Source organism: Pseudomonas sp. Pse1 (assembly GCF_024519635.1).
GTDB lineage: Bacteria > Pseudomonadota > Gammaproteobacteria > Pseudomonadales > Pseudomonadaceae > Aquipseudomonas.
Genome location: NZ_JALJRO010000035.1, coordinates 1 through 19,629, shown reverse-complemented (window position 1 = coordinate 19,629; position 19,629 = coordinate 1). Strand labels below are relative to the sequence as shown.

Below are 19,629 nucleotides of genomic sequence, written 5' to 3'. Positions count from 1 at the left end.
ACGATGACGCAGCTATCCTGAATGTACGCGGTGGCCTCTGGTTTTTCGCTGGCAAGCCAGCTCCTACGGTTTGGATGGCGATGTAGCAGAATGACGCATCCCCCTGTAGGAGCTGGCTTGTCGGGCCGCCGCATCGCAGCGAAGACCTCCAACGTTGACGCCGCTGTCCTGGATGCATGCGGCGTGCCACTGATTTTTCGCTGGCGATGCAGCACCCCGACAACCCCCTACAACATCACCTCCACATCCCCCGTCGCAAACGCCACACAGGAATAAACCCAGCCAAAATCCCGGTCCGACTGCCGCAGGTGCGCCTCCTGCGGACTAAACACCGGGCCAGACACCAACTTCACTCGACACAAACTGCACTCCCCCGACCGACAAGCATTCTCAACGAAGTAACCATTGCGCTCCAAAGCATTAAGCAACGGCTCACCCACCTTACTGCGAAAGCTGCCACGCCCCTGCACCGTTACCTGCACCTCAGCCTCCAGATCAATCCCCTCAGGCCAACCCGGCTGCCGATCCGGTGACTTCGGCGCACCGTTGGCCTCGACCCGAATCCGTCGCCGCGCCACTCCCAGCTCGCTGAGCAGTTCCAAGCAGCTGTCATTGAACGGCGTCGGCCCGCAGACATAGAACATCCGATTGCCCATCTCACCCAACTGCGCCTGCAACAGCTCGCGACTCAAACGCCCGGTGTGCCCGCGATAACCAGCGGGCGGGCGGGAAATCACCTCGGTCAGGCGAAACTGCGGGTGCGCCTCAGCCAGGGTGCGAAATGCTTCGGCGTAGATCACATCATCGACGTAGCTGTTCACATAGATCAGATGCAAGCGCTGCTCCAAGCCTCGCTCGAGGATGTTCAGCAACATGCTGCGCGCCGGCGCCGCTCCTGAGCCCCCGGCGAGAAACACCAGTTCGTCACCATGAAACAGCGGATTATGGTGAAAGGTGCCCATCGGCCCCGAACTGCGCAGTGGCTGACCCACGTGCACGCGGTCCAGCAAGTACCCGGAAACGAAGCCACCCACTGCGCGCTTGACCGTCAGATCGTAGTACTGGCGCTGCATCGGCGAGGAGGAAATCGCATAGGGTCGCGCCGTGTGCACGCCGTCGATTTCGACGAACAGGTTGATGTATTGCCCGGCCTGGAACGGCGGCAGCAGCTGGCGATCCACCGCCTGCAGGCGCAAGGTTTTGGTGCTCGGCGTGTCGTCGATGACCTGCACCACTTCCAGCGCCAGGCGCTTGGGGTGCAACTGGACCACGGTGCTGGCAACCTCGCCGCGCGCTTCGTAGAAATCCGAACCGCTGTGCTCCAGCGCCCGCTTGGTCGCGAGCGCCTCGGTGTATCCGGCGATCAGGTGCAATGGACTCTGTTCAGACATGCGCCACCTCATTGGTTTTCAGTTGCTTGAGCACGGCCCTGGCCGTGGATTCGCCGGCCATGTAGGTCGGCTGGAAACCGCCCATGGAAGTCCAGGCGCCGGCCATGTACAGCCCCGGCACCGCGTCCAGGCGCTCGCGCAGTAGCGCCGAGTCCTGGGTCGTCTGCTGGAACCCGTAGATCGCCCCGCCCGGGGTGTTGAGGTAGCGCATCATGGTCAGGGGCGTGGCCACCTCGACCTCCTCAATGTGCTGGCGCACCCTTGGGTAGACCTTCTCGATCACGGCGATGAGCTTTTCCGCGAACTCATACTTGGTCCGTGCGTAATCCTCGGGCGCGACCGATTTCCACACGTCGCCGTACTGCAGGCAGACCAGCACCACCTGGCTTTTGCCCTCGGGCGCGGCACTCGGGTCCTCGAGGTTGTAGCAGGTCAACATGCCGCCCAACGGCGGCTCGAGGCTGCCCATGCGCGCGTGAATCTGCGCCTCGTCGAGGGTCTCGTAGATAAAGCTGGAAGCGGTGGTCACCCCCAGTTCCTGCGGCGTGCAGTCCAGTCCGAGGTAGATCACGAAGGCCGAGGTGCCCATGCGCCGCGACTTGAAGTCGGTCTGGATCTGCAACGGCGGCCGCTCAAGGTCAAGCAGTTCGTTGAAGGTGATCAGCGGGCTGGCGTTGGACACCACCGCTGCACAACTGACGCGCTCGCCGCCTTCCAGGCTCACGCCGCAAACTCGCCCGGCGTCGGTGTGAATCCGCTCCACCGCGCAGTTGAAACGCACCTCGCCACCGGCCTCGAGAAACGACTCCACCAGGGCACTGGACATGGCCTGGGAACCGCCCTTGATGTGCCAAGGCTTGAACACCGCGTAGGCGTAGAGCATGGTCGCCAGGTCGGAGAACGGCAGGCGCTCCGGCGGCACGCCGAGGTACAGCCAGTAGGTCGCCAGAATGTTCTTCAGCTTGGCGTCGCTGAAAAACTCATCCAGCACCTCCCGCGCCGAGCGCAAGCCGTACTGCAGATAGTTCGGACACAACGATTTGAGCAACGCCTCGCTGTTGGCCCGGGTGGCCTGGGGCAAGGTCATGAAGCTTTCCAGGGTGACCTTTTCACAGAGCGTCATGAAGCGCTCGACGGCCTCACTTTCGGCTGGATACAGCGCCTGCAGCAGGCGACGGATCCCCGACCAACTGGCCGGCAGGGTCACATCCAATTCGCCCGGCACCACCAGCCGATACAGCGCGTGCTCCTGGATGAACTCGACCTTGTCCAGCACCCCGAGCTTGTCGAACAGCTTGCGCATCACGAACGGTTTGTCCTCGGTGCCCAGGCCGCTGAGCTGATGCAAGGCCACCTCGAATTCGAAGTTGCCGCGCACGAACGAGGTGGCGCAGCCGCCGGGAATGTTGTGCCGCTCGATCAGCAAGGTGCGACTGCCACCCCGTTGCAGCGCGGTCGCAGCGGTCAGCCCGGCATTGCCGGCACCGATTACCACGGCATCGTAGTGCTTCATCGATCACCTCCAACTTTACAGCGATAAGATCAGGTTAAAAAAAACGCCTCCGAGGCGAATGTTAGCGATGCTAAGATCACATCTTAGCAGCGTCAAGATATTTTCCAGTGATAAGATCCAGCCCCTTGCACTCCCCTCGTTTCCAAGGCCCTGCCCCATGAGCAAGACTGCGCAACGCGCCCGCGACACCTACCACGTCGGCAACCTCGCCCCACAGTTGCTCGACGCCGCGCGGCAGATGCTCGAAGAAGTCGGGCCGACCAAACTGTCGCTGCGTGCGGTGTCGGAAAGGGTCGGCGTCAGTGCCACGGCGGCCTACCACCACTACGCCAACCGTGCCGAACTGGTGGGACAACTGGCGGCCCAGGGCTTTCGCGAGCTGGCCAAGGTGATGCGCAGTGAGCCTGAACAACCCGATGGCCGGCAGAAACTGCGCAACGCGACCCTTGCCTATTTCAGCTTCGCACGGCGCAATCCGGCGCTTTACCAGTTGATGTTCGGCCCGGAGCTGGCCGGTAACGAGATGCCGCTCGACTACATCGAGGCTCGCGATACGGCCTTTGGCCAACTCAAGCAGATCATGGTCGAAGTGCTCGGACAGGATCCGGATTCCAGCGAGGTGCGCCGCGCCGCATTGGCCGCCTGGTCCTACACCCACGGCCTGGCCTCGCTGGTGATTCATGGCGTGTTGCAGTTTCCGGCGGGCACCTCGGATGAGCGCTTCGTCGACAGCACCTTACAGGGGTTCGAGCATTTGTTTGCGATGGGAGCAGACGAGCAAAAGGCCGGCGTTCCGTAGCAGGAACCTGGGCCGGAAAGTGTTACCAATCGAACACCACACTGTTACTGGCCTGACCTTCCCAAAAAAGTTATCCGCAAGTCGCGTCCGATAGCTTTGCCGGACAGTGCGGGAGTCGCCCTGATTGGATGCATCCCCACGTGAAAACCCCAAATGCCGAGGACGATAACGATGAGTCACTCAGTTTGATCAGGGATATTCGCTGAACCGCCCAAGCTAATCAGGGAAATTGCCCTTGAGTTCTGTTTTCCCGCGCGATGGGCGCCAATGGCCTGGTTTATGCCTATATTTTCAGAAGGTATGCATCGCAGATGCGGTGCTGAGTGAGCGCCAGCGACGCCCACGAAGATCAAAACCATTGCGTGAGGAGTAACCAGCATGATCCCTGGCATGAATGAAATGGCGAATCTCGTTGGAGGGATTGGCGGCAGCCAGTTTTCCCGGGATTTCTTCAGCTTTTGCCGTGATCAGTTGAGCGTTGATCAATGCACCGTTTTCAGCTTCGATCATCAGGGCAATCCTCAGTGCCTGGTTGCAGAGGCCCTGCATAGCCAGGCAGGCAAGCTGACTCGCACCCTTGCTCAGGAGTACACCGAAGGAGCCTTCCGCCGAGATCCGAACATCACCCTGGGACAAGCCGCCCTGACCCCTGAACAGCCAATGCTGGTACGTTGCGTTTCTCCGGCACATATCGATGATCGAGACTACCGGCGACGCTTTTATCATGACGCACTGGTGCATCAGGAACTTGCGCTGGTCAGCCATACCGACGAGCGCGTCCTCTACTGCAGCTTTTATCGCAGCGATGAGCAACGGGATTTTGTCACGCAAGACACGCTGCGGCTCCAGTATCTGAGTGGTTTCCTGACTCAGGCGCTGAGCAAACACACGCAGATGCTTGAACTTGGACGCCGGGCAATTGTGCCGGAGACAAAACCGGTACTGAGCCTGGAGCGCCGCGAAAAGATGTATGAGGACTTGCGCAGCACGCTACTCAAGGCGGCCGGTGGTCTGACTCAACGCGAAGCGCAGATCTGCGCCTCTATCGCATTGGGCTACACGACGTTGGGGATTGGCCTGAACCTGGGAATTTCGGTCAACACGGTGGCGACCCACCGTAAGCGGGCCTATGCCAAACTGGGTATTTCCTGCCAAAACGAACTGTTCGCTCGTTATTACGACAATATGGATGGCGCGCTGAATCTGAATTGACTGCAGGGCCAGTGCCCGCCTGATCGGTGGACACTGGCAGGCGATATCAGGCGTAGGTGCACACCTCCTCGAAAGACAAACGCGGCAAGCGTTGATACAACTTGCTGGCGTCGCCATACCCCAGGTTGCAGAGAAAATTGCTGCAAACCCCGGTTCCTGCAAAGAACTCACGGTCCACGGCCTGCCGGTCAAAGCCTGACATCGGCCCACAGTCCAGGCCCAGCGCCCGGGCGGCCAACATCAACCAGGCCGCTTGCAACGAGCTGTTGCGGAACGCGCACTCTTCACTCGCCGCATGATCATCGCGGAACATGTCGCTTACATCCGCATGTGGGAACAATCGGGGAAGGTGCTGCCAGAAGTTCATATCAAAGGCGATGATCACCGTGACCGGTGCACTCAACACCTTGTCGACGTTGCCAGGGCTCAGGCAGGGCTGCAAACGTTGCTTGCCTGAAGCGCTGGTGACGAACACCAGCCTTGCCGGCATGCCATTGACCGATGTCGGCGCAAATTGCGCCAACGCCCACAGTTCTTCAAGCAAGGTGTTGCTCACCGGACGTGTTTGCCAGGCACTGTGGCTGCGCCCATCACGAAACAGCCGATCGAGACTTGCATCGTCAAGGCACGACAAGCGTTGGCGCAGCTCGCACGCCAAATCCAACGTTGAATTCATGGCGACACTCATTATCAGGATGGAGGGTGACCAGCATCTGTATAGATACTGGTCAGCAACGGGTTACCAGGGGTTGGCAACGAAGGCGCGGTCGAGCACCTCGATCACTTCGTCGACATGCTCGGTGGTGAAGGTCAACGGCGGCGAGATGATCAGCTTGTTGACGATGGTACGAATCATCACTCCGTTATTCACACAGGCCTCGGAAATGGCCAGCGGATAAGCGTCTGCCGGGCCGAACGGCTCCTTGGTCGCCCTTTCCTTGACCAGCTCGACTGCCAGCATCAGCCCCTTGCCGCGCACATCGCCGATGGCCCGATGTTTGTCCTTGAGTATCAGCAGCTTCTCCAGGAAATAGTCGCCAACCACCCGTGCGTTTTCGGCGAGATTCTCCTGCAGCACGATGTCGATGGCCGCCAGCGCAGCGGCGCAAGAGACAGGGTGACCGGAATAGGTGTAGCCATGCATGTAGACCGAGGTGAAACCGGCATCACGCTCCCATGCCCGGGCGACGCGGGAGTTGACCAGTGTCGCGCTCAGAGGCACATAACCGCTGCTGATACCTTTTGCCAGGCACATGATGTCGGGCTTGACCCCCCAACCACGGGAACCGAACAACGAACCGCTGCGACCCAGTCCGGTGATGACCTCATCGGCGATCAGTAGAATGTCATACTTGTCGCAGATCTGGCGCAAGCGCGGCCAATAAGAGGCTGGGGGTACGATGACTCCGCCAGCTCCCTGGATCGGCTCGGCAATCAACGCCGCGACAGTGCCCGGCGCTTGCATTTCGATTTGCCGCTCAAGGATCTGCGCACAGATTTCTGCGAGTTCCTCTGGATCATTGGTGAAAGGGTTGCGGTATAGATGCGGTGATTCGACCTGGAAGAAGCCCGGCATCAAGGGTTCGTAGCTGCTTTTCCAGGCGTTGCCGCCACAGGCGGACATGCCACCGAAGTTCAGGCCGTGATAGCCGTTGTACAACGAGACGAACTTGACCTTGTCGGGCTGGCCTTCCAGCTTCCAGTATTGACGAGCGATTTTCAGCGCAGTCTCCACGGCGTCCGAACCGCCGAGACCAAACGATGCCTTGACCATGCCCTCCTCGGCCGCCACCTCGGTCAACTTCTGCGAAAGCGCAATGGCCGGCGCATTGGTGCTGCCGGGAAACAACGAATAGTACGCCAGCTCTTCCATCTGCCGGGTCACCGCGTCGATGATTTCACGTCGACCGTAACCGGCATTGACGCACCATAGTCCGCCCTGGCAATCGATGAAGCGACGCCCGTCAACATCAGTGATGTGTACGCCCTTACCGGACTGAATAATCAATGGGCGCTGTTCGTGCAGTGCTTTCGGATCCTGCATCGGATGCATCATGTGCACCGTGTTGTGCTCTTTGAGCCAGGCTTTGTTGTTGCTGTTCATACTGCCACTCCAGGTCATTCGTTTGGGAGAGGACTCACCGCAAGGTGTAATCCTTGTCCCTGAATCTAGGGTCTGCTCCCTACCGCGTCTCTACCCTCAAGGGGTGAGTCATGTGCCCTTGAGGGAGGTTTCAGACACTCAGCGCGTGACAATCCTGCAGGTGCCAGCCAATGCGCACTCGGTGCCCCGGCAAGCTCGGCTGCAACCCCTGGACATTGGGAATCTTGATAATGAAGTCGTCATGCCCACAGAGCTTGAGGCGTGTGCGCAGGTGGTCACCGTGATAGATGACTTCGCAGACATCTGCTTCAAAGTTGTTGCTCAGTTCTACACCAGGCTCCAGGAAGCTGACCCGCTCGGGACGCAGCGCCAGGCAACAACGCTGCCCGACTTTCAGGCCCGGTGAACTCATTGCATTGATCTGTTGGCCGGTGTCCATGGCAATCACACAGCGATCGCCCAGCAGGTTCAGGACATTGCCCTTGAGTTGATTGTTCTCGCCAATGAACTGCGCCACAAAGGCATTCGCAGGACGTTCGTAGAGTTCGCCCGGACTGGCCAGTTGCTGAATCACACCGTCATTGAACACCGCCACTCGATCAGACATAGTCAGGGCCTCACCCTGATCGTGAGTGACGTAAACCATGGTGATGCCCAGCTGGCTGTGCAGACGTTTGATTTCGTACTGCATCTGCTCGCGCAGTTGTTTATCCAGCGCACCCAGTGGCTCGTCCATCAACACCACCTTGGGTTCGAAGATCAACGCACGCGCCACCGCCACTCGTTGCTGTTGACCACCGGACAATTGCGCTGGCTTACGTGTCGCCAGGTGCTGCAGGTGCACCATCTCCAGGGCGCGCCCCACTCGATTGCGAATCTCGGCCTTGTCCAGGCGCTGAACCTGCAACGGAAATGCAAGGTTGTCGGCGATGCTCATATGCGGAAACAACGCGTAGTTCTGAAACACCATGCCGATATTGCGCTTGTGGGTCGCGATGCGGTTGATCGGCTGACCATCCAGGTAGATCTCGCCCTCACTGGCGGTTTCAAAACCAGCCAGCATCATCAGACAGGTGGTTTTGCCTGAACCGGAAGGGCCGAGCAGGGTCATGAACTCCCCCTCCCGGATATTCAGATTGAGGTTCTTGACCACCAGATTCTGGCCGTCATAGCTTTTTTTCACGCCAGCGAACCTGACGTAGGCTTCTTTATTGTTCGACATGAAGTCACGCTCTCGATTGAAATTCACATTGGCTACGATCTCGTTGCAACTGCGATCAGCTTTCGGATGCCAGCCGTTTCCCAGCCATGCGCCCGGCGTAACGTTGCAACCAGCCCAAAGTCAGCAGGAACAGTGTCGAGAGCAAGGTGAGCAAGAACGCCACGGCGGTGATGGACGGGCTCAGGTTCTCGCGCACCCCCGAGAACATTTCCCGGGGCAACGTCCGCTGCTCTGGGCCTGCCAACAACAACGACACCACCACCTCGTCGAATGACGTGGCAAAGGCGAACACCGCGCCGCTGGCCACGCCGGGAAGAATCAACGGCAAGGTGATCCGGTAGAACGTGCGCACCGGACCGGCCCCCAGGCTCGCAGCCGCCCGCAGCAAACCGCGATCAAGCCCCTGCAGCGTGGCGTTCACTGCGATCAACACAAAGGGCGTCGCCAGCGCGGTGTGCGCCAGTACCATGCCCAGGTAGGTGCTGGCCAATCCGAGGGTCGAGAACAGGAAGTAGATACCCACCGCAGTGATCACCGTCGGCACAATCATCGGCGACAACAACACCGCCATCAGCAGCGCCTTCATGCGGAAATCCGCTAGGTTCAGACCCAGCGCCGCCAATGTGCCGAGTACCGTGGCCAAGCTCATGCTGGCGACTCCGATCAACACACTGTTCTTGAGCGCGAACAGCCATTGAGGCGAGTTGAACACCTGCTGATACCAACGCAACGACCAACCATCCATGGGAAAGCTGAGAAAACTGCCGCCATTGAACGACAAGGGGATGATCACCAGGATGGGCGCCATCAGAAATATCAACACCATCCAGGCTGCGCACCGATTGAACCAGCGCCAAAACACAAAGCTTTGCATACGTTCTCCTAACGCCCGATGCGCTGTACGCCAACCAGGCCGACATAGACCCGATACAGCACCAGTGTTGCCATGAGCAGGACCATGCCCAACCCTGCAGCCAGGCCCCAGTTGATGGTGCCGCTGGTGAAGAAGGCGATGTAGTAACTGATCAACTGGTCATTCGAACCACCGATCAAGACCGGTGTGATGTAGTAGCCCAGTGCAAGAATGAAGACCAACAGTGAGCCCGCCGCGATACCTGGAATCAGTTGCGGCAAGTACACCCTGCGATACGCCGTGACCGCTCCGGCCCCCAACGATACGGCCGCTCGCATCTGAGCAGGAGGGACCGCACGCATGGCGCCGTAAAGCGGCAGGATCATGTAGGGCAGCAGCACATGACTGAGCGCACCCAGCACCCCGGTACGGTTGTAAAGCATGTGCAACGGACTTTCGATCACACCCAACGCTTGCAGGAAGCTGTTGATCAGGCCGTTGCCCTGCAGGACAACCACCCACGCCATGGTCCGTACCAGCACCGAGGTCCAGAACGGCAGAAGCACTAGCAACATGATGATTGCGCCCATACGAGGCGATGCCGACGCCATGTATTGCGCCACCGGGAACGCGAGCAACAGGGTGATCACGGTCACGGATAACGAGATGCCGAATGTTCGCGCCAGAATGCCCAGGTAGTTCGATTGCCCGTCGGCGACCCGGGTGATTTGCCCTTGCACGTTTTGCTTAAGATCCAGCGCCGTCAACAGGTAAAGGCTGGTGACGGGTCCACGGGCACGCTCGAGGGCAATCCAGGGTTCCAACTGTGCCCATTGTGGATCGATAGCGCTCAGTCGCTGGCGCCAACTGCCGTCTTGCGCCTGGGCACTCATCAGCTTGCGCGCGCTGTTGCTGATCAGGCTGCGCAACCCCGGCGTGTCGTAGTTGAGCCGCCGCGCGATAGTCCCGACGGTTTTATCCACCTGCGCCTGACGCAAATCGGCCACCAGCGCTTCATACGCGGCATCGGACGGCAAGGACCGCTGGTCCCAACCCTGCAAGGCCAACAACGTGCGAGGCAATAGCAGGGCTGTTTCCCGATCATCGACCGCCAGTTTGAGCATGCCGCTCAGCGGCAGGATGAATGTACCCACCAGGAACAGAAACAATGGCGTAATCAGCAGCAACGCCATGCACTGCCGGCGGCGCAACTGCGGGCAGCTTCGAGCCAATGCCCTGACGCGTGGTTCAACTGCGGCCACCCCGCCTGTAGCGCCTGCATCGCGCGAGTTAACGACCGTCATTTTGCAGACCATGCGGAGAATCGCTCAGTCAGAGAGTCGATATTCTCCAGCCAGTATTCAGCATTGAAGGGTACGGATTTGGCCAGGGTGTCTGGAGAACTCGGTAGTTCAGCCTGAACATCCGCGGGGATCAGGTTGTTGGCGTCCTTGTTTGCGACCCCGTAGCGAATTTTCAGCGGGAAACGCGCCTGGTTCCGCGCATCGCCAAAGTATTGAAGGAAACGGTAGGCGTCATCCTGATTGTTGCTACCCTTGAGCAGCACCCAGGAATCGACCATGAACACCCCGCCATTCCACACCACTTTGAAATTGCGTTTATCCGACTGGTTGGCGGCAAACACACGACCGTTGTAAGTGCTGGTCATGACCACCTCCCCGGAGCCCAACAGTTGCATGGGCTGATTGCCGGCCGACCACCAGATCAGATTCGGCTTGAGTTCCTCAAGCTTGGCGAATGCTCGATCGACCCCCTGCGGCGTACTTAACACGCTGTAGACCTGATCAGGCGCAACACCATCGGCCATCAGGGCGAATTCCAAGTTCATCTTCGGCCCCTGGCGCAGTGCCCGCTTGCCGGGAAACTTCTTTACGTCCCAAAAATCGGCCCAGGTTTGAGGGCCGGTTTTCAGTACGTTGCCATCGTAGGCCATGACAATGCTGTAGACGTTGGCGCCAAGACCGCATTCACTCGCAGCCCCCGGTATGAACTGCGCGGGTTTGCCGATACGGGCGAAATCCAGTGGCTGGTACAACCCCTCCTCGCACCCCAGGACCATTTCTTCGGGTTCCACCTGGACCAGGTCCCATCCGGAATCGCCCGCCAGAATCTTCGAGCGCAAGATGCCGATGCCACCGTCCCAGCTGTCTTCCTTGACTTTCAAACCTTCGGCACGCAAGGGATCGAAGAACACCTCACGCTGCGCGTCCTGAAAAACGCCTCCCCAGGACACTACGGTGACCTGAGCCGAAGCATGACCGGTCAGGACAGCACCGGCCAACAAGCCGCAGATACCCAGAGAAAACTTATGCTTCATGAACGTATCCTCAGTGCAAGCAGTCGGAAATATCGGAATGTTATTTTCACCGACTTGCTATAGCTGAAATTACGCTCCCGCGAAGCATCTAACGTCACCTTGAAGGGTGACGCCGCACCGGACGCCTCCAGATCGACGACGAAAAAAAACGGGCGCCTGTCGAGACGCCCGTCGGGGTTTTGGGTAAATGGATTGAGTAATGGGCGCCAGCCCGGCCTATAACAGGGTGTCGGCCGTCTTGCGGTCAGTGCTTATAGCCGTGGTCCGCGCCAAAGATAAGCGCCCGCTCGGACCAGTTGTGCCGCTCATCCCAATGTTTCAATACTGCCGGGGCTTCAAGCTCGTACGCTTCGTCCATTTCGGCTGTGGCCGTGTGCACACCCAGTTCCAGGCGATGCCCGGAAGGATCGAAAAAGTAGATCGAAAGCAGAAAATCATCATGATTGACCGGCCCAAGCACTTCAACACCCTTCGACTCCAGGTCGGCCTTGGCTTGCAGCAACGTCTCGACGTCCTTGACCCTGAAGGCGAAATGCTGGACCCAGCCGGGCGTTTGTGGATCCCGTCCTGAAACCGCGCCAGGATCATTGGGCAACTCGAAAAAGGCGATGCAACTGCCATCTTCCATCTGGAAAAAAATATGAATGTGCGGGCTGTAAGCCCCCGTTGAAGGCACATGGTCCTCACCCATGGCATGGATGAACTTCAAACCAAGGACATCGGTATAAAACTCGACGGTCTTGCGCGCATCCTGGCAACGAAACGCGGCGTGATGGAGACTTTTACAGAGCATGCGGGGCTCCCTGTACTGGGTTGTCTAGTGAGGTCAGTTGATTTTGCGTGGTGCGACAAGCTGATCGATGGCACCAAAAACCGAGTGACCGTCGCGGTCGAAATGCTCGATTTTGACTCGCTCGCCAAATTTCAATAACGGCGTGGAAGCCTGGCCGGTCTTGATGGTTTCCAGCGCACGCCACTCCCCGATACAACCGCAACCGACGCTATCGTCTTCATTGGAAACCGTGCCCAGGCCCACCAGACTGCCAGGCTCGAAGTCACGGGTTTGCGCGACATGAGCAATCATGTGCCCATAGTGAAACGGCGTATCGATGCCGGTTTCAATGTCGCCAAAAAGCTCCCCGCGAACCCAACACTTCATTTTTCCCGACACCAGTTTGCCATCCCACAACTCACCCAACTCATCGGGCGTTACTGCGATAGGCCCCAGCGTGGACGCTGACTTGCTGGTGACAAAACCGAAGGTGCGCTTGAGTTCGGCGGGAATCAGTGCGCGCAGGGAAACATCGTTGAGCAGGACAAACAAGCGGATGTAGCCTGTGGCGTCCTGCGGCGAAACGCCCATTGGTACATCACCGGTGATGGCGGCGATTTCCGCTTCGAAGTCGATGCCCAGACCCTCGTCAGGCAGACAGATGGGATCGTTCCACGCCATGAATCCATGGGATATGCCCTGGTAAACGAGCGGCTTTTCCAACAGGTCTGCAGGCAATGTTTCACCCCGTGCTGCGCGATTGCGCTGAATGTGACTGAGGTAGCAGGCACCATCCAGATACTGATAGCTGCGGGGCAATGGCGCGGCCAACTGACTCAACTCCAGGGCAAATGCCCCGTCGACCTGGCCGTGATTCAAGCCGTCATACAACTCGCGCAACGGCGCTTCCAGTTCATCCCAGTTGTCCAGCGCAAACTGCAGGGTAGGCGCGCGCTCACCCACTTTGACCGCCAGTCGCAGATCGCGACTGACCACCAGCAGTTGGCCGTCCCGCCCGGATTTAAGTGACGCAAGCTTCATGTTTCTAACTCCATTCATTGAATAGGCAGCCATTGGCGAGGCAGACAACGTGGGCCTCCTCAGCCCACGCCTCTGCGTCATGAAGGCTCGAACAACGCGTGCAAATTATTTGAGTTGAAGAACGACCCGGGATGGAACACCCCGACTTCCATCGACAGCGCCAGATAACGCCGCGCCTGTAGCGGTGCAAAATGCGCCTGCAGGAGGCTGAAGACTGTTTGCCCGATTTCTTCACGCAGAGTCTGCGTCCGAGTGGCACTGAGCTTGAGTTCGACGTGCACCCCGGCGAAGTCACCCAGCCCATCGGCAAACCGGTAGTGGTCGGTGCGCCGTGCCCGGCTACGAATACCGCCCGTTGGAAACAACTGCATGCCGATCAATTGCCGATGGACCTTGGCGAACAACGCTTCAAGGTCCAGCTCGTGCTCCAGATTGGCGCTGTACTCAACGATCAAATGAGGCATCTGCTCCCCCCCCTGCAAGTCGCTCCGATCAGCTCACGCGAACCAGCACTGTTTTGCTTTCCAGGTAGCCATCCAGGCCTTCACGACCCAGGTCACGGCCGAAACCAGATTGCTTGGTACCGCCTTCCGGCAGCGCAGGATAAGGAAAACCTTCAGTGTTGACGGACACCTTGCCGCACTTGAGTAGTGGAACCAGGCGATGCACGCGGCTCAGGTCACGACTCCAGACACTCGCCGCCAGACCGTAGACCGAGTCGTTGGCGAGCATCGCCGCCTCTTCAAGATCATCAAATGGCAAAACCGCGAGGACTGGGCCAAACACTTCCTGCTGCACCAGATCGTCCCCCTGCCCGACACCGGCCAATACCGCCGGTGCGGCGAAATACCCCGCGCCCTGAGGTGAGCGGCCTTCGGTCACCAGGCTTGCGCCCGCCTCAACCGCGCGCTGCACATAACCTTCTACTCGCTCGAGCTGACGGGCGTTGATCAGCGGCCCCATCTGACTGCCGACGACGAGCCCGGCGCCCAGACGCAGACTGTCGGCCTGGCGAGCAACACCTTCTAGGACCTGCTCATACACCCGACGCTGAACGTACAAGCGCGAGCCTGCGACACAAATTTGTCCTGCATTGGTGAAAATGGCATTCGCTGCGCCACTGATGGCTTGCGCCAGATCGGCATCATCAAAAACAATGGTGGGCGATTTACCGCCCAATTCGAGGGTGACCTTCTTCAAGGTGTCGGTGGCCAGACGATTGATCTGCTTGCCGGTCTCAGTGGATCCGGTAAAGGAAATCTTCGTAACCAGCGGGTGCCGCACCAGCGCTTCGCCTGCCTGGGCGCCGTAACCGGTGACGATGTTCACCACACCGTTTGGAAACCCCGCCTGCTGAATCAGATCGGCCAGGATCAATGCGGTCAGCGAGGCATCTTCTGCCGGCTTCAAAACCACCGTGCAACCGGCCGCCAGCGCCGGGGCCAGCTTCCAGACCGCCATCATCAACGGCACATTCCACGGGACAATGGCGCCGACCACGCCCACAGCCTCACGCGCGGTGTAAGCGAAAAACTGGCTGTCGGGAAATGGCATCTTCACGTCGACCGTGTCGCCAACAATTTTCGAAGGCCAGCCCGCCATGTAGCGCAGAACACCCGCAGCACCGCCGACATTGATTTCGGCAAAGCCAAGCGGCATACCGTTATCCACGCTTTCAATTTGCGACAGCAGCAGCGCATTATCTTCAATCAACTCCGCCAGACGCAGCATGAGACATTCACGCTCCAGTGCGGCAAGGCCGCGCCAGGACGGATGATGGAAAGCCCGATGTGCGGCCTGCACCGCAGCGTCGACTTCGGCGGCAGCGCCTGCTCCGATTGCACTCACTTGTTGTCCGCTGGAGGGGTCGAGCACGGCAATGCTGGAGGTGGGAGACTGCCATTGACCATCGATAAAGTGGCCGTGGCTGCGCTCCAGAAACACGCGGGCTGCCGGACACAGACGGGAATAATCATTACGGTCGATCGCCATGACTCAGGCTTCCTGTTACCCAATGGGGCATTGAACATGACCCCATAGTAGGAAGCGCCGAAGCATCGGCCTATACCCGTCCAAGGTGACCCCTGGCCCCATACCGGCGAGGGTTGTCAGCGTGGCGAGCCACCCAACAACCGCTGATTGACCGCCATCTGATCCCTTCCACGGGCCACCAGCCAACGCTGAAAGTCCCGGCAATGAGTCTTGTCGAAGGCGTCCTTGGCCCCCACCAGGTAATAGGACGAAGGCATCTGCAGGGCGTGGCCGAACGGCATGATCAAGCGCCCGTCGGCCAGCGCTTCGGCGATCATCGAGTGCTGCGCCAGCACCACGCCCTGGCCGAGGACTGCCGCCTGGATCGCCATCGATGACAGCGAATAAACCCGATACGCCTCGCCCATTGCCGCGACGTCAATTTGCTGCGAACTGAACCAGTCGCGCCAGGACGGCGGCGAGGCGAATTTCGGTAGCCAGTCGATCGACAGCAAGGGATAGCTCAGCAAATCCGCCGGCGTGCGCAGCGGTAAATCCTCGCGCAACAGCCGCGGGCTGCAGACCGCCACCACGCAATCGCGAAACAGCTCCACCGCATGTTCGCTGGCGCGATGGTCGCCGTACGTCACCCGAAAATCGATTTCATAACCCTCGGGCGACGGTTCGGCGTGGCTGCCGTCGAGGAACAGATTGAGCCCCGGGTGTTCGCTCTGCCAGCGGTAGATCAGCGGCGCCAGCCAATCGGAAAGCAGCGACGGCAAGGCACTGATGCGCAGGTTATGGGTGCTCCTGGCGCGCTCGACTTCGACCTGGGCGATGCGCAGGGTTTCGAACGCCGCCACGCAGCTGTCGTGATAACGCTGCCCCGCTGTGGTCAGGCTGATTCGCTTGCCGACGCGGAAGGTCAGGCTCAGGCCCAGGCTGTCCTCCAGCAGCTTCATCTGCTGGCTCACCGCACCCGCCGAAATGCCCAGGCGGCGCGCCGCTTCGACAATCCCGCCGTAACGCCCGACGGCTTCAAACACCTGAATGGCACGCAGCGAAGGCAAGTTGTTCATCGGCATCTCCCGTGTGGCGAGGGCCGATTATTAGTTTAGCTGAGCTAAACGAAGCAACAGTTTTAGCCATCTTTTCGAAATTTCAGGTTCTCGTATTCTGGACCTGTACCACGACCTTGCATTAGCCCAGCCGCCCACTCGAAAAATCAAAAAAGGCCCGGAACAATGAAAAAACTCATGCTCGCCACGGTTCTCGCGCTCGCCTCCACCAGTGCCCTGGCCAATGACCTGACCACCCTGCGCTTCGGCGTCGATCCGACCTTCGCCCCGTTCGAATCGCGCGAACCCAGCGGGCAACTGGTGGGGTTCGATATCGACCTGGGCAACGCCATCTGCGCGCAGCTCAAGACCAAGTGCGTGTGGGTCGAAAGCGCCTTCGACAGCATCATCCCGGCGCTGAAGGCGAACAAGTTCGATGCGATTCTTTCGGCGATGACCGTTAACGAAAAGCGCAAGCAGACCATCGACTTCTCCGACCGCCTGTACAACTCCCCCAGCCGCCTGATCGCCAAGGACGGCAGCGGCCTGCTGCCCACCGTCGAATCGCTGCAGGGCAAGCGCGTCGGCGTCGCCCAAGGTAGTACCCAGGAAGCCTACGTCAAGGCCAAGTGGGCGCCGCACGGGGTGACCATGGTCTCCTACAACAACCAGGACCTGGTCTACCCGGACCTCACCAGCGGGCGCATCGACGCCACATTGACTGACGCAGTGGTGGCCGATATCGGCTTCCTGCAGACCCCGGGCAACACCGGTTTCGCCTTTGCCGGCGACGCTGTCCGCGACGAACAGATCCTCGGCCTGGGCATCGCCATTGGCCTGCGCAAGGACGACCAGAAACTGGCGGACGCGATCAACGGCGCGCTGGCAGAAATGCACAAGAACGGCACCTACGACCGGCTGCAGAAGCAGTACTTCAGTTTCGACATCTACAACTGAACCCGTCGCCCGCCATCCCGATAAGGAGCCATCCCATGTTCTTGCGAAACGCCTGGTACGTCGCCGCCAGTGAGGCCGAACTGGCTGAACAACTGCACCCCGTCACCCTGCTCGGTGAAGCCGTGGTCCTGTACCGCAAGGGCGACGGCACGCCCGTCGCCCTCGAAGACGCCTGCCCGCACCGCAAGCTGCCGCTGTCGATGGGCCGGCGCAAAGGTGACGACCTGGAGTGCGGCTACCACGGCCTGACCTTCGACTGCTCCGGCAGTTGCGTGCGCGCGCCCGGCAGCCAGCGCATTCCCCAGGGCGCCAGGGTGCGCAGTTATCCGCTGGAGGTGCGCTACGGGTATATCTGGATCTGGATGGGCGACCCGGCGCAGGCCGATCCAGCGCAGATCTGCCACGTCCCGGAATGGGGCGATCCGGCCTGGGGCCTGAATCGCGGCGACAGCATGCTGATCCCGTGCAACTACCTGTACATGACCGACAACCTGCTGGACCCGGCCCATGTCGCCTGGGTCCATCAGTCGTCCTTCGGCAATGCGGCCTGTGCCGAGGAACCGCTGCAAACCACAGTCACCGAACAGGGTGTAATCGTTTCGCGCTGGATGCGTGACGTCGAGGTGGCGCCCTTCTATGCCAAGTTCGTCCAGTTCAGCGGCCACTGCGATCGCAAGCAACACTACGAAGTGCACTACCCGTCCCAGGCGATCATCAAGGCCCTGTTCACCCCCGCCGGCACCGGTCGCGACGACGGCGAACTGCACGAGCAGGTGTTCCTGATGAACTCCTACAACTTCATGACCCCGGTCGATGAAAATAACACCCGCTACTACTGGTTCCAGGTGCGCAATTTCGATACCGAGAACGAGGACGTATCACGCCAGTTCGACGAAGACGTGCGCCACGCCTTTGCCGAGGATCGGGTGGTGCTGACCGCCGTACACCAGGGCATGGCCAACAAGCGCACGCCGAACATCGACCTGGCCTCCGACTCCGGGCCGCTGCGCTTTCGCCGCAATCTGGACAAACTGATTGCCCAGGAACAGCCGGCCAACCTGATCCCCCTCTCGCGTCAGCTGGAGGCCTGAGATGGGCTCGCCTTTGCACACCTCAAGCGGGTTCAAACGCTATCGGGTGGTTGAGAAAAGAGCCGAAAGCGCGGTGATCACCTCCTTCGTACTGGAGGCGGCCGACGGTGTTTCCCACCTGCACTTTCGCCCCGGACAGTTCCTCGTGGTGCGTCTGGAACTGGGCGATGGTGTGACTGCCGTGCGCAACTACAGCCTGTCCGGCGACCCGGCGGACCCGGCGCGGTTGCGCATTTCGGTGAAGCGCGAGCCGGCGCCGTTCGACCGCCCGGACCTGCCAGCGGGCCAGGGCTCCAACTACCTCCACGATCAAGTGCAGGTCGGCCACAGCCTGGAGATCGCCGGCCCCACCGGCGGCTTCGTCCTCGATGAAGACAGCCCGCGCCCGGTGCTGCTGTTCAGCGGCGGTGTCGGCCTGACCCCGATGCTCAGCATGCTGCACCGCCTGAGCCGGGAATCACTGCGCTCGGTGTACTTCCTCCACGGTTGCGAAAATGGCGCGGTGCATGGGTTCCGCGATGAAGTGCTGGCTCTGGCCGACCGCCGCCCGGGGATCACCGCGCACTTTTGCTACCGCAATCCGACTCCGGAGGACAAGGCCCAGCCGGCCTTCCACAGCCAGGGCCTGATCAGCCGCGAAACCCTGCAACAGCTGCTGCCGCTGGACGACTACGACGTTTACCTGTGCGGCCCGCGCCCGTTCATGCAGGCCAACTGGCGCCTGCTGCGCAGCCTGGGCATCGCCGCCGGGCGCATCCACTACGAATTCTTCGGCCCGGCGACCATTCTTGAGGAAGATGAAGATTGCGCACCTGCTGCGCCGATAGTTGAGCCCCCCACTCTGCTCGAGGGTGAACTGAGCGTCGAGTTCCTGCCCTCCGGCAAGCGAGTGGCCTGGGACCCGGGTTGCCACTCCCTGCTGGAACTCGCTGAACAGGCCGGCCTGACTCCAGCCTTTAACTGCCGCGCCGGTCTGTGCAACACCTGCCAGGTGCCACTGCGCCAGGGGTCGGTGGAGTATTTTGAGGAGCCGCTGGATGTGCCGCAGGATGGGAGGGTTTTGTTGTGCTGTTCGCGGCCGACCAGTGCGGTCGTGGTTGATTTAGGGAGGTGAATGGTCACGGGGTGCCGATGACGCTTGGAAAGTCTGACACCCTGCCACTGCCAGATAAAGACCCATCCTACGAACCACCCGGAAACGTCTGATACCCACAGTTATCCCCTTCGTGAAAGCCTTCCAGCGCTTTATCGAGGGTGGGAAACGTCCTTCCCGAGCACTCTAAACCAGTCCAGGGAAGTACGAATTG

Annotated in this window: 18 protein-coding genes; 5 read left to right on the top strand and 13 right to left on the bottom strand. The window is 60.0% G+C overall.

From position 1 onward, the window contains the following. Window positions 1-227: 227 nt before the first annotated feature. Both NR126_RS27715 and NR126_RS27710 read right to left on the bottom strand, forming a co-directional pair. On the bottom strand, window positions 228-1,391 hold the full coding sequence (locus tag NR126_RS27715; protein ID WP_256832426.1) for an FAD-binding oxidoreductase: 1,164 nt from the start codon (window positions 1,389-1,391) through the stop codon (window positions 228-230). Then, window positions 1,384-2,904, bottom strand: coding sequence for an NAD(P)/FAD-dependent oxidoreductase (locus NR126_RS27710; protein ID WP_256832425.1), 1,521 nt, complete (start codon window positions 2,902-2,904; stop codon window positions 1,384-1,386). Before NR126_RS27710 ends, NR126_RS27715 begins: the two co-directional genes overlap by 8 nt. Window positions 2,905-3,061: 157 nt before the next feature. On the opposite strand from NR126_RS27710, the gene NR126_RS27705 reads away from it, so the two are divergent. Both NR126_RS27705 and NR126_RS27700 read left to right on the top strand, forming a co-directional pair. Then, window positions 3,062-3,703, top strand: coding sequence for a TetR/AcrR family transcriptional regulator (locus NR126_RS27705; protein ID WP_027620392.1), 642 nt, complete (start codon window positions 3,062-3,064; stop codon window positions 3,701-3,703). 378 nt (window positions 3,704-4,081) lie between these two features. Continuing rightward, window positions 4,082-4,915: a helix-turn-helix transcriptional regulator gene (locus NR126_RS27700; protein ID WP_027620393.1), complete on the top strand. Its 834-nt coding sequence runs from the start codon at window positions 4,082-4,084 to the stop codon at window positions 4,913-4,915. A gap of 46 nt (window positions 4,916-4,961) precedes the next feature. Here the strand turns inward: NR126_RS27700 and NR126_RS27695 are convergent, their stop codons facing one another. From NR126_RS27695 to NR126_RS27645, 11 genes are all read right to left on the bottom strand, one after another. Continuing rightward, window positions 4,962-5,591 carry a malonic semialdehyde reductase gene (locus NR126_RS27695; RefSeq protein ID WP_051550581.1) on the bottom strand — a complete coding sequence of 210 codons (630 nt, stop codon included), beginning with the start codon at window positions 5,589-5,591 and terminating at the stop codon, window positions 4,962-4,964. Window positions 5,592-5,654: 63 nt separating this feature from the next. Further along, window positions 5,655-7,019 carry an aminotransferase class III-fold pyridoxal phosphate-dependent enzyme gene (locus NR126_RS27690; protein ID WP_081786405.1) on the bottom strand — a complete coding sequence of 455 codons (1,365 nt, stop codon included), beginning with the start codon at window positions 7,017-7,019 and terminating at the stop codon, window positions 5,655-5,657. Between the two features lie 130 nt (window positions 7,020-7,149). Further along, a complete protein-coding gene (locus NR126_RS27685) occupies window positions 7,150-8,241 on the bottom strand; it encodes an ABC transporter ATP-binding protein (protein ID WP_027620396.1) in 1,092 nt (363 codons plus the stop codon). 55 nt (window positions 8,242-8,296) lie between these two features. Beyond that, window positions 8,297-9,115 carry an ABC transporter permease gene (locus NR126_RS27680; protein WP_033866383.1) on the bottom strand — a complete coding sequence of 273 codons (819 nt, stop codon included), beginning with the start codon at window positions 9,113-9,115 and terminating at the stop codon, window positions 8,297-8,299. An 8-nt stretch (window positions 9,116-9,123) separates the two neighbouring features. After that, on the bottom strand, window positions 9,124-10,398 hold the full coding sequence (locus tag NR126_RS27675) for an ABC transporter permease (RefSeq protein ID WP_256832423.1): 1,275 nt from the start codon (window positions 10,396-10,398) through the stop codon (window positions 9,124-9,126). Further along, window positions 10,395-11,432 carry an ABC transporter substrate-binding protein gene (locus tag NR126_RS27670; protein WP_027620399.1) on the bottom strand — a complete coding sequence of 346 codons (1,038 nt, stop codon included), beginning with the start codon at window positions 11,430-11,432 and terminating at the stop codon, window positions 10,395-10,397. Before NR126_RS27670 ends, NR126_RS27675 begins: the two co-directional genes overlap by 4 nt. Window positions 11,433-11,676: 244 nt before the next feature. Further along, the gene (locus NR126_RS27665; protein ID WP_027620400.1) at window positions 11,677-12,225 is read right to left on the bottom strand and encodes a VOC family protein; all 549 of its coding nucleotides are present in this window, start codon (window positions 12,223-12,225) and stop codon (window positions 11,677-11,679) included. Between the two features lie 33 nt (window positions 12,226-12,258). Continuing rightward, on the bottom strand, window positions 12,259-13,245 hold the full coding sequence (locus NR126_RS27660) for a fumarylacetoacetate hydrolase family protein (RefSeq protein WP_027620401.1): 987 nt from the start codon (window positions 13,243-13,245) through the stop codon (window positions 12,259-12,261). Between the two features lie 77 nt (window positions 13,246-13,322). Then, a complete protein-coding gene (locus NR126_RS27655; RefSeq protein WP_256832422.1) occupies window positions 13,323-13,709 on the bottom strand; it encodes a 5-carboxymethyl-2-hydroxymuconate Delta-isomerase in 387 nt (128 codons plus the stop codon). Between the two features lie 28 nt (window positions 13,710-13,737). Further along, window positions 13,738-15,237 (bottom strand): aldehyde dehydrogenase, encoded by a 1,500-nt coding sequence (locus NR126_RS27650; protein WP_105756015.1) that lies wholly within the window; start codon window positions 15,235-15,237, stop codon window positions 13,738-13,740. A 116-nt stretch (window positions 15,238-15,353) separates the two neighbouring features. Beyond that, on the bottom strand, window positions 15,354-16,295 hold the full coding sequence (locus NR126_RS27645) for a LysR substrate-binding domain-containing protein (protein WP_027620404.1): 942 nt from the start codon (window positions 16,293-16,295) through the stop codon (window positions 15,354-15,356). A 165-nt stretch (window positions 16,296-16,460) separates the two neighbouring features. Here NR126_RS27645 and NR126_RS27640 point away from each other — a divergent pair, with 165 nt between their 5' ends. From NR126_RS27640 to NR126_RS27630, 3 genes are read left to right on the top strand one after another with little or no spacing between them, the layout of a single operon-like run. Further along, window positions 16,461-17,231 (top strand): ABC transporter substrate-binding protein, encoded by a 771-nt coding sequence (locus NR126_RS27640; protein WP_105756014.1) that lies wholly within the window; start codon window positions 16,461-16,463, stop codon window positions 17,229-17,231. A 35-nt stretch (window positions 17,232-17,266) separates the two neighbouring features. Then, a complete protein-coding gene (locus NR126_RS27635) occupies window positions 17,267-18,322 on the top strand; it encodes an aromatic ring-hydroxylating dioxygenase subunit alpha (protein ID WP_256832421.1) in 1,056 nt (351 codons plus the stop codon). A 1-nt stretch (window position 18,323) separates the two neighbouring features. Further along, window positions 18,324-19,436, top strand: a complete 1,113-nt coding sequence (locus NR126_RS27630; RefSeq protein ID WP_256832420.1) for an FAD-binding oxidoreductase — start codon at window positions 18,324-18,326, stop codon at window positions 19,434-19,436. Window positions 19,437-19,629 lie beyond the last annotated feature (193 nt).

Coding starts and splice junctions, on each gene's coding strand:
- NR126_RS27715 (WP_256832426.1), bottom strand. CDS start 1,391: ATGTCTGAACAGAGTCCATTGCACCTGATCGCCGGATACACCGAGGCG.
- NR126_RS27710 (WP_256832425.1), bottom strand. CDS start 2,904: ATGAAGCACTACGATGCCGTGGTAATCGGTGCCGGCAATGCCGGGCTG.
- NR126_RS27705 (WP_027620392.1), top strand. CDS start 3,062: ATGAGCAAGACTGCGCAACGCGCCCGCGACACCTACCACGTCGGCAAC.
- NR126_RS27700 (WP_027620393.1), top strand. CDS start 4,082: ATGATCCCTGGCATGAATGAAATGGCGAATCTCGTTGGAGGGATTGGC.
- NR126_RS27695 (WP_051550581.1), bottom strand. CDS start 5,591: ATGAATTCAACGTTGGATTTGGCGTGCGAGCTGCGCCAACGCTTGTCG.
- NR126_RS27690 (WP_081786405.1), bottom strand. CDS start 7,019: ATGAACAGCAACAACAAAGCCTGGCTCAAAGAGCACAACACGGTGCAC.
- NR126_RS27685 (WP_027620396.1), bottom strand. CDS start 8,241: ATGTCGAACAATAAAGAAGCCTACGTCAGGTTCGCTGGCGTGAAAAAA.
- NR126_RS27680 (WP_033866383.1), bottom strand. CDS start 9,115: ATGCAAAGCTTTGTGTTTTGGCGCTGGTTCAATCGGTGCGCAGCCTGG.
- NR126_RS27675 (WP_256832423.1), bottom strand. CDS start 10,398: ATGACGGTCGTTAACTCGCGCGATGCAGGCGCTACAGGCGGGGTGGCC.
- NR126_RS27670 (WP_027620399.1), bottom strand. CDS start 11,432: ATGAAGCATAAGTTTTCTCTGGGTATCTGCGGCTTGTTGGCCGGTGCT.
- NR126_RS27665 (WP_027620400.1), bottom strand. CDS start 12,225: ATGCTCTGTAAAAGTCTCCATCACGCCGCGTTTCGTTGCCAGGATGCG.
- NR126_RS27660 (WP_027620401.1), bottom strand. CDS start 13,245: ATGAAGCTTGCGTCACTTAAATCCGGGCGGGACGGCCAACTGCTGGTG.
- NR126_RS27655 (WP_256832422.1), bottom strand. CDS start 13,709: ATGCCTCATTTGATCGTTGAGTACAGCGCCAATCTGGAGCACGAGCTG.
- NR126_RS27650 (WP_105756015.1), bottom strand. CDS start 15,237: ATGGCGATCGACCGTAATGATTATTCCCGTCTGTGTCCGGCAGCCCGC.
- NR126_RS27645 (WP_027620404.1), bottom strand. CDS start 16,295: ATGAACAACTTGCCTTCGCTGCGTGCCATTCAGGTGTTTGAAGCCGTC.
- NR126_RS27640 (WP_105756014.1), top strand. CDS start 16,461: ATGAAAAAACTCATGCTCGCCACGGTTCTCGCGCTCGCCTCCACCAGT.
- NR126_RS27635 (WP_256832421.1), top strand. CDS start 17,267: ATGTTCTTGCGAAACGCCTGGTACGTCGCCGCCAGTGAGGCCGAACTG.
- NR126_RS27630 (WP_256832420.1), top strand. CDS start 18,324: ATGGGCTCGCCTTTGCACACCTCAAGCGGGTTCAAACGCTATCGGGTG.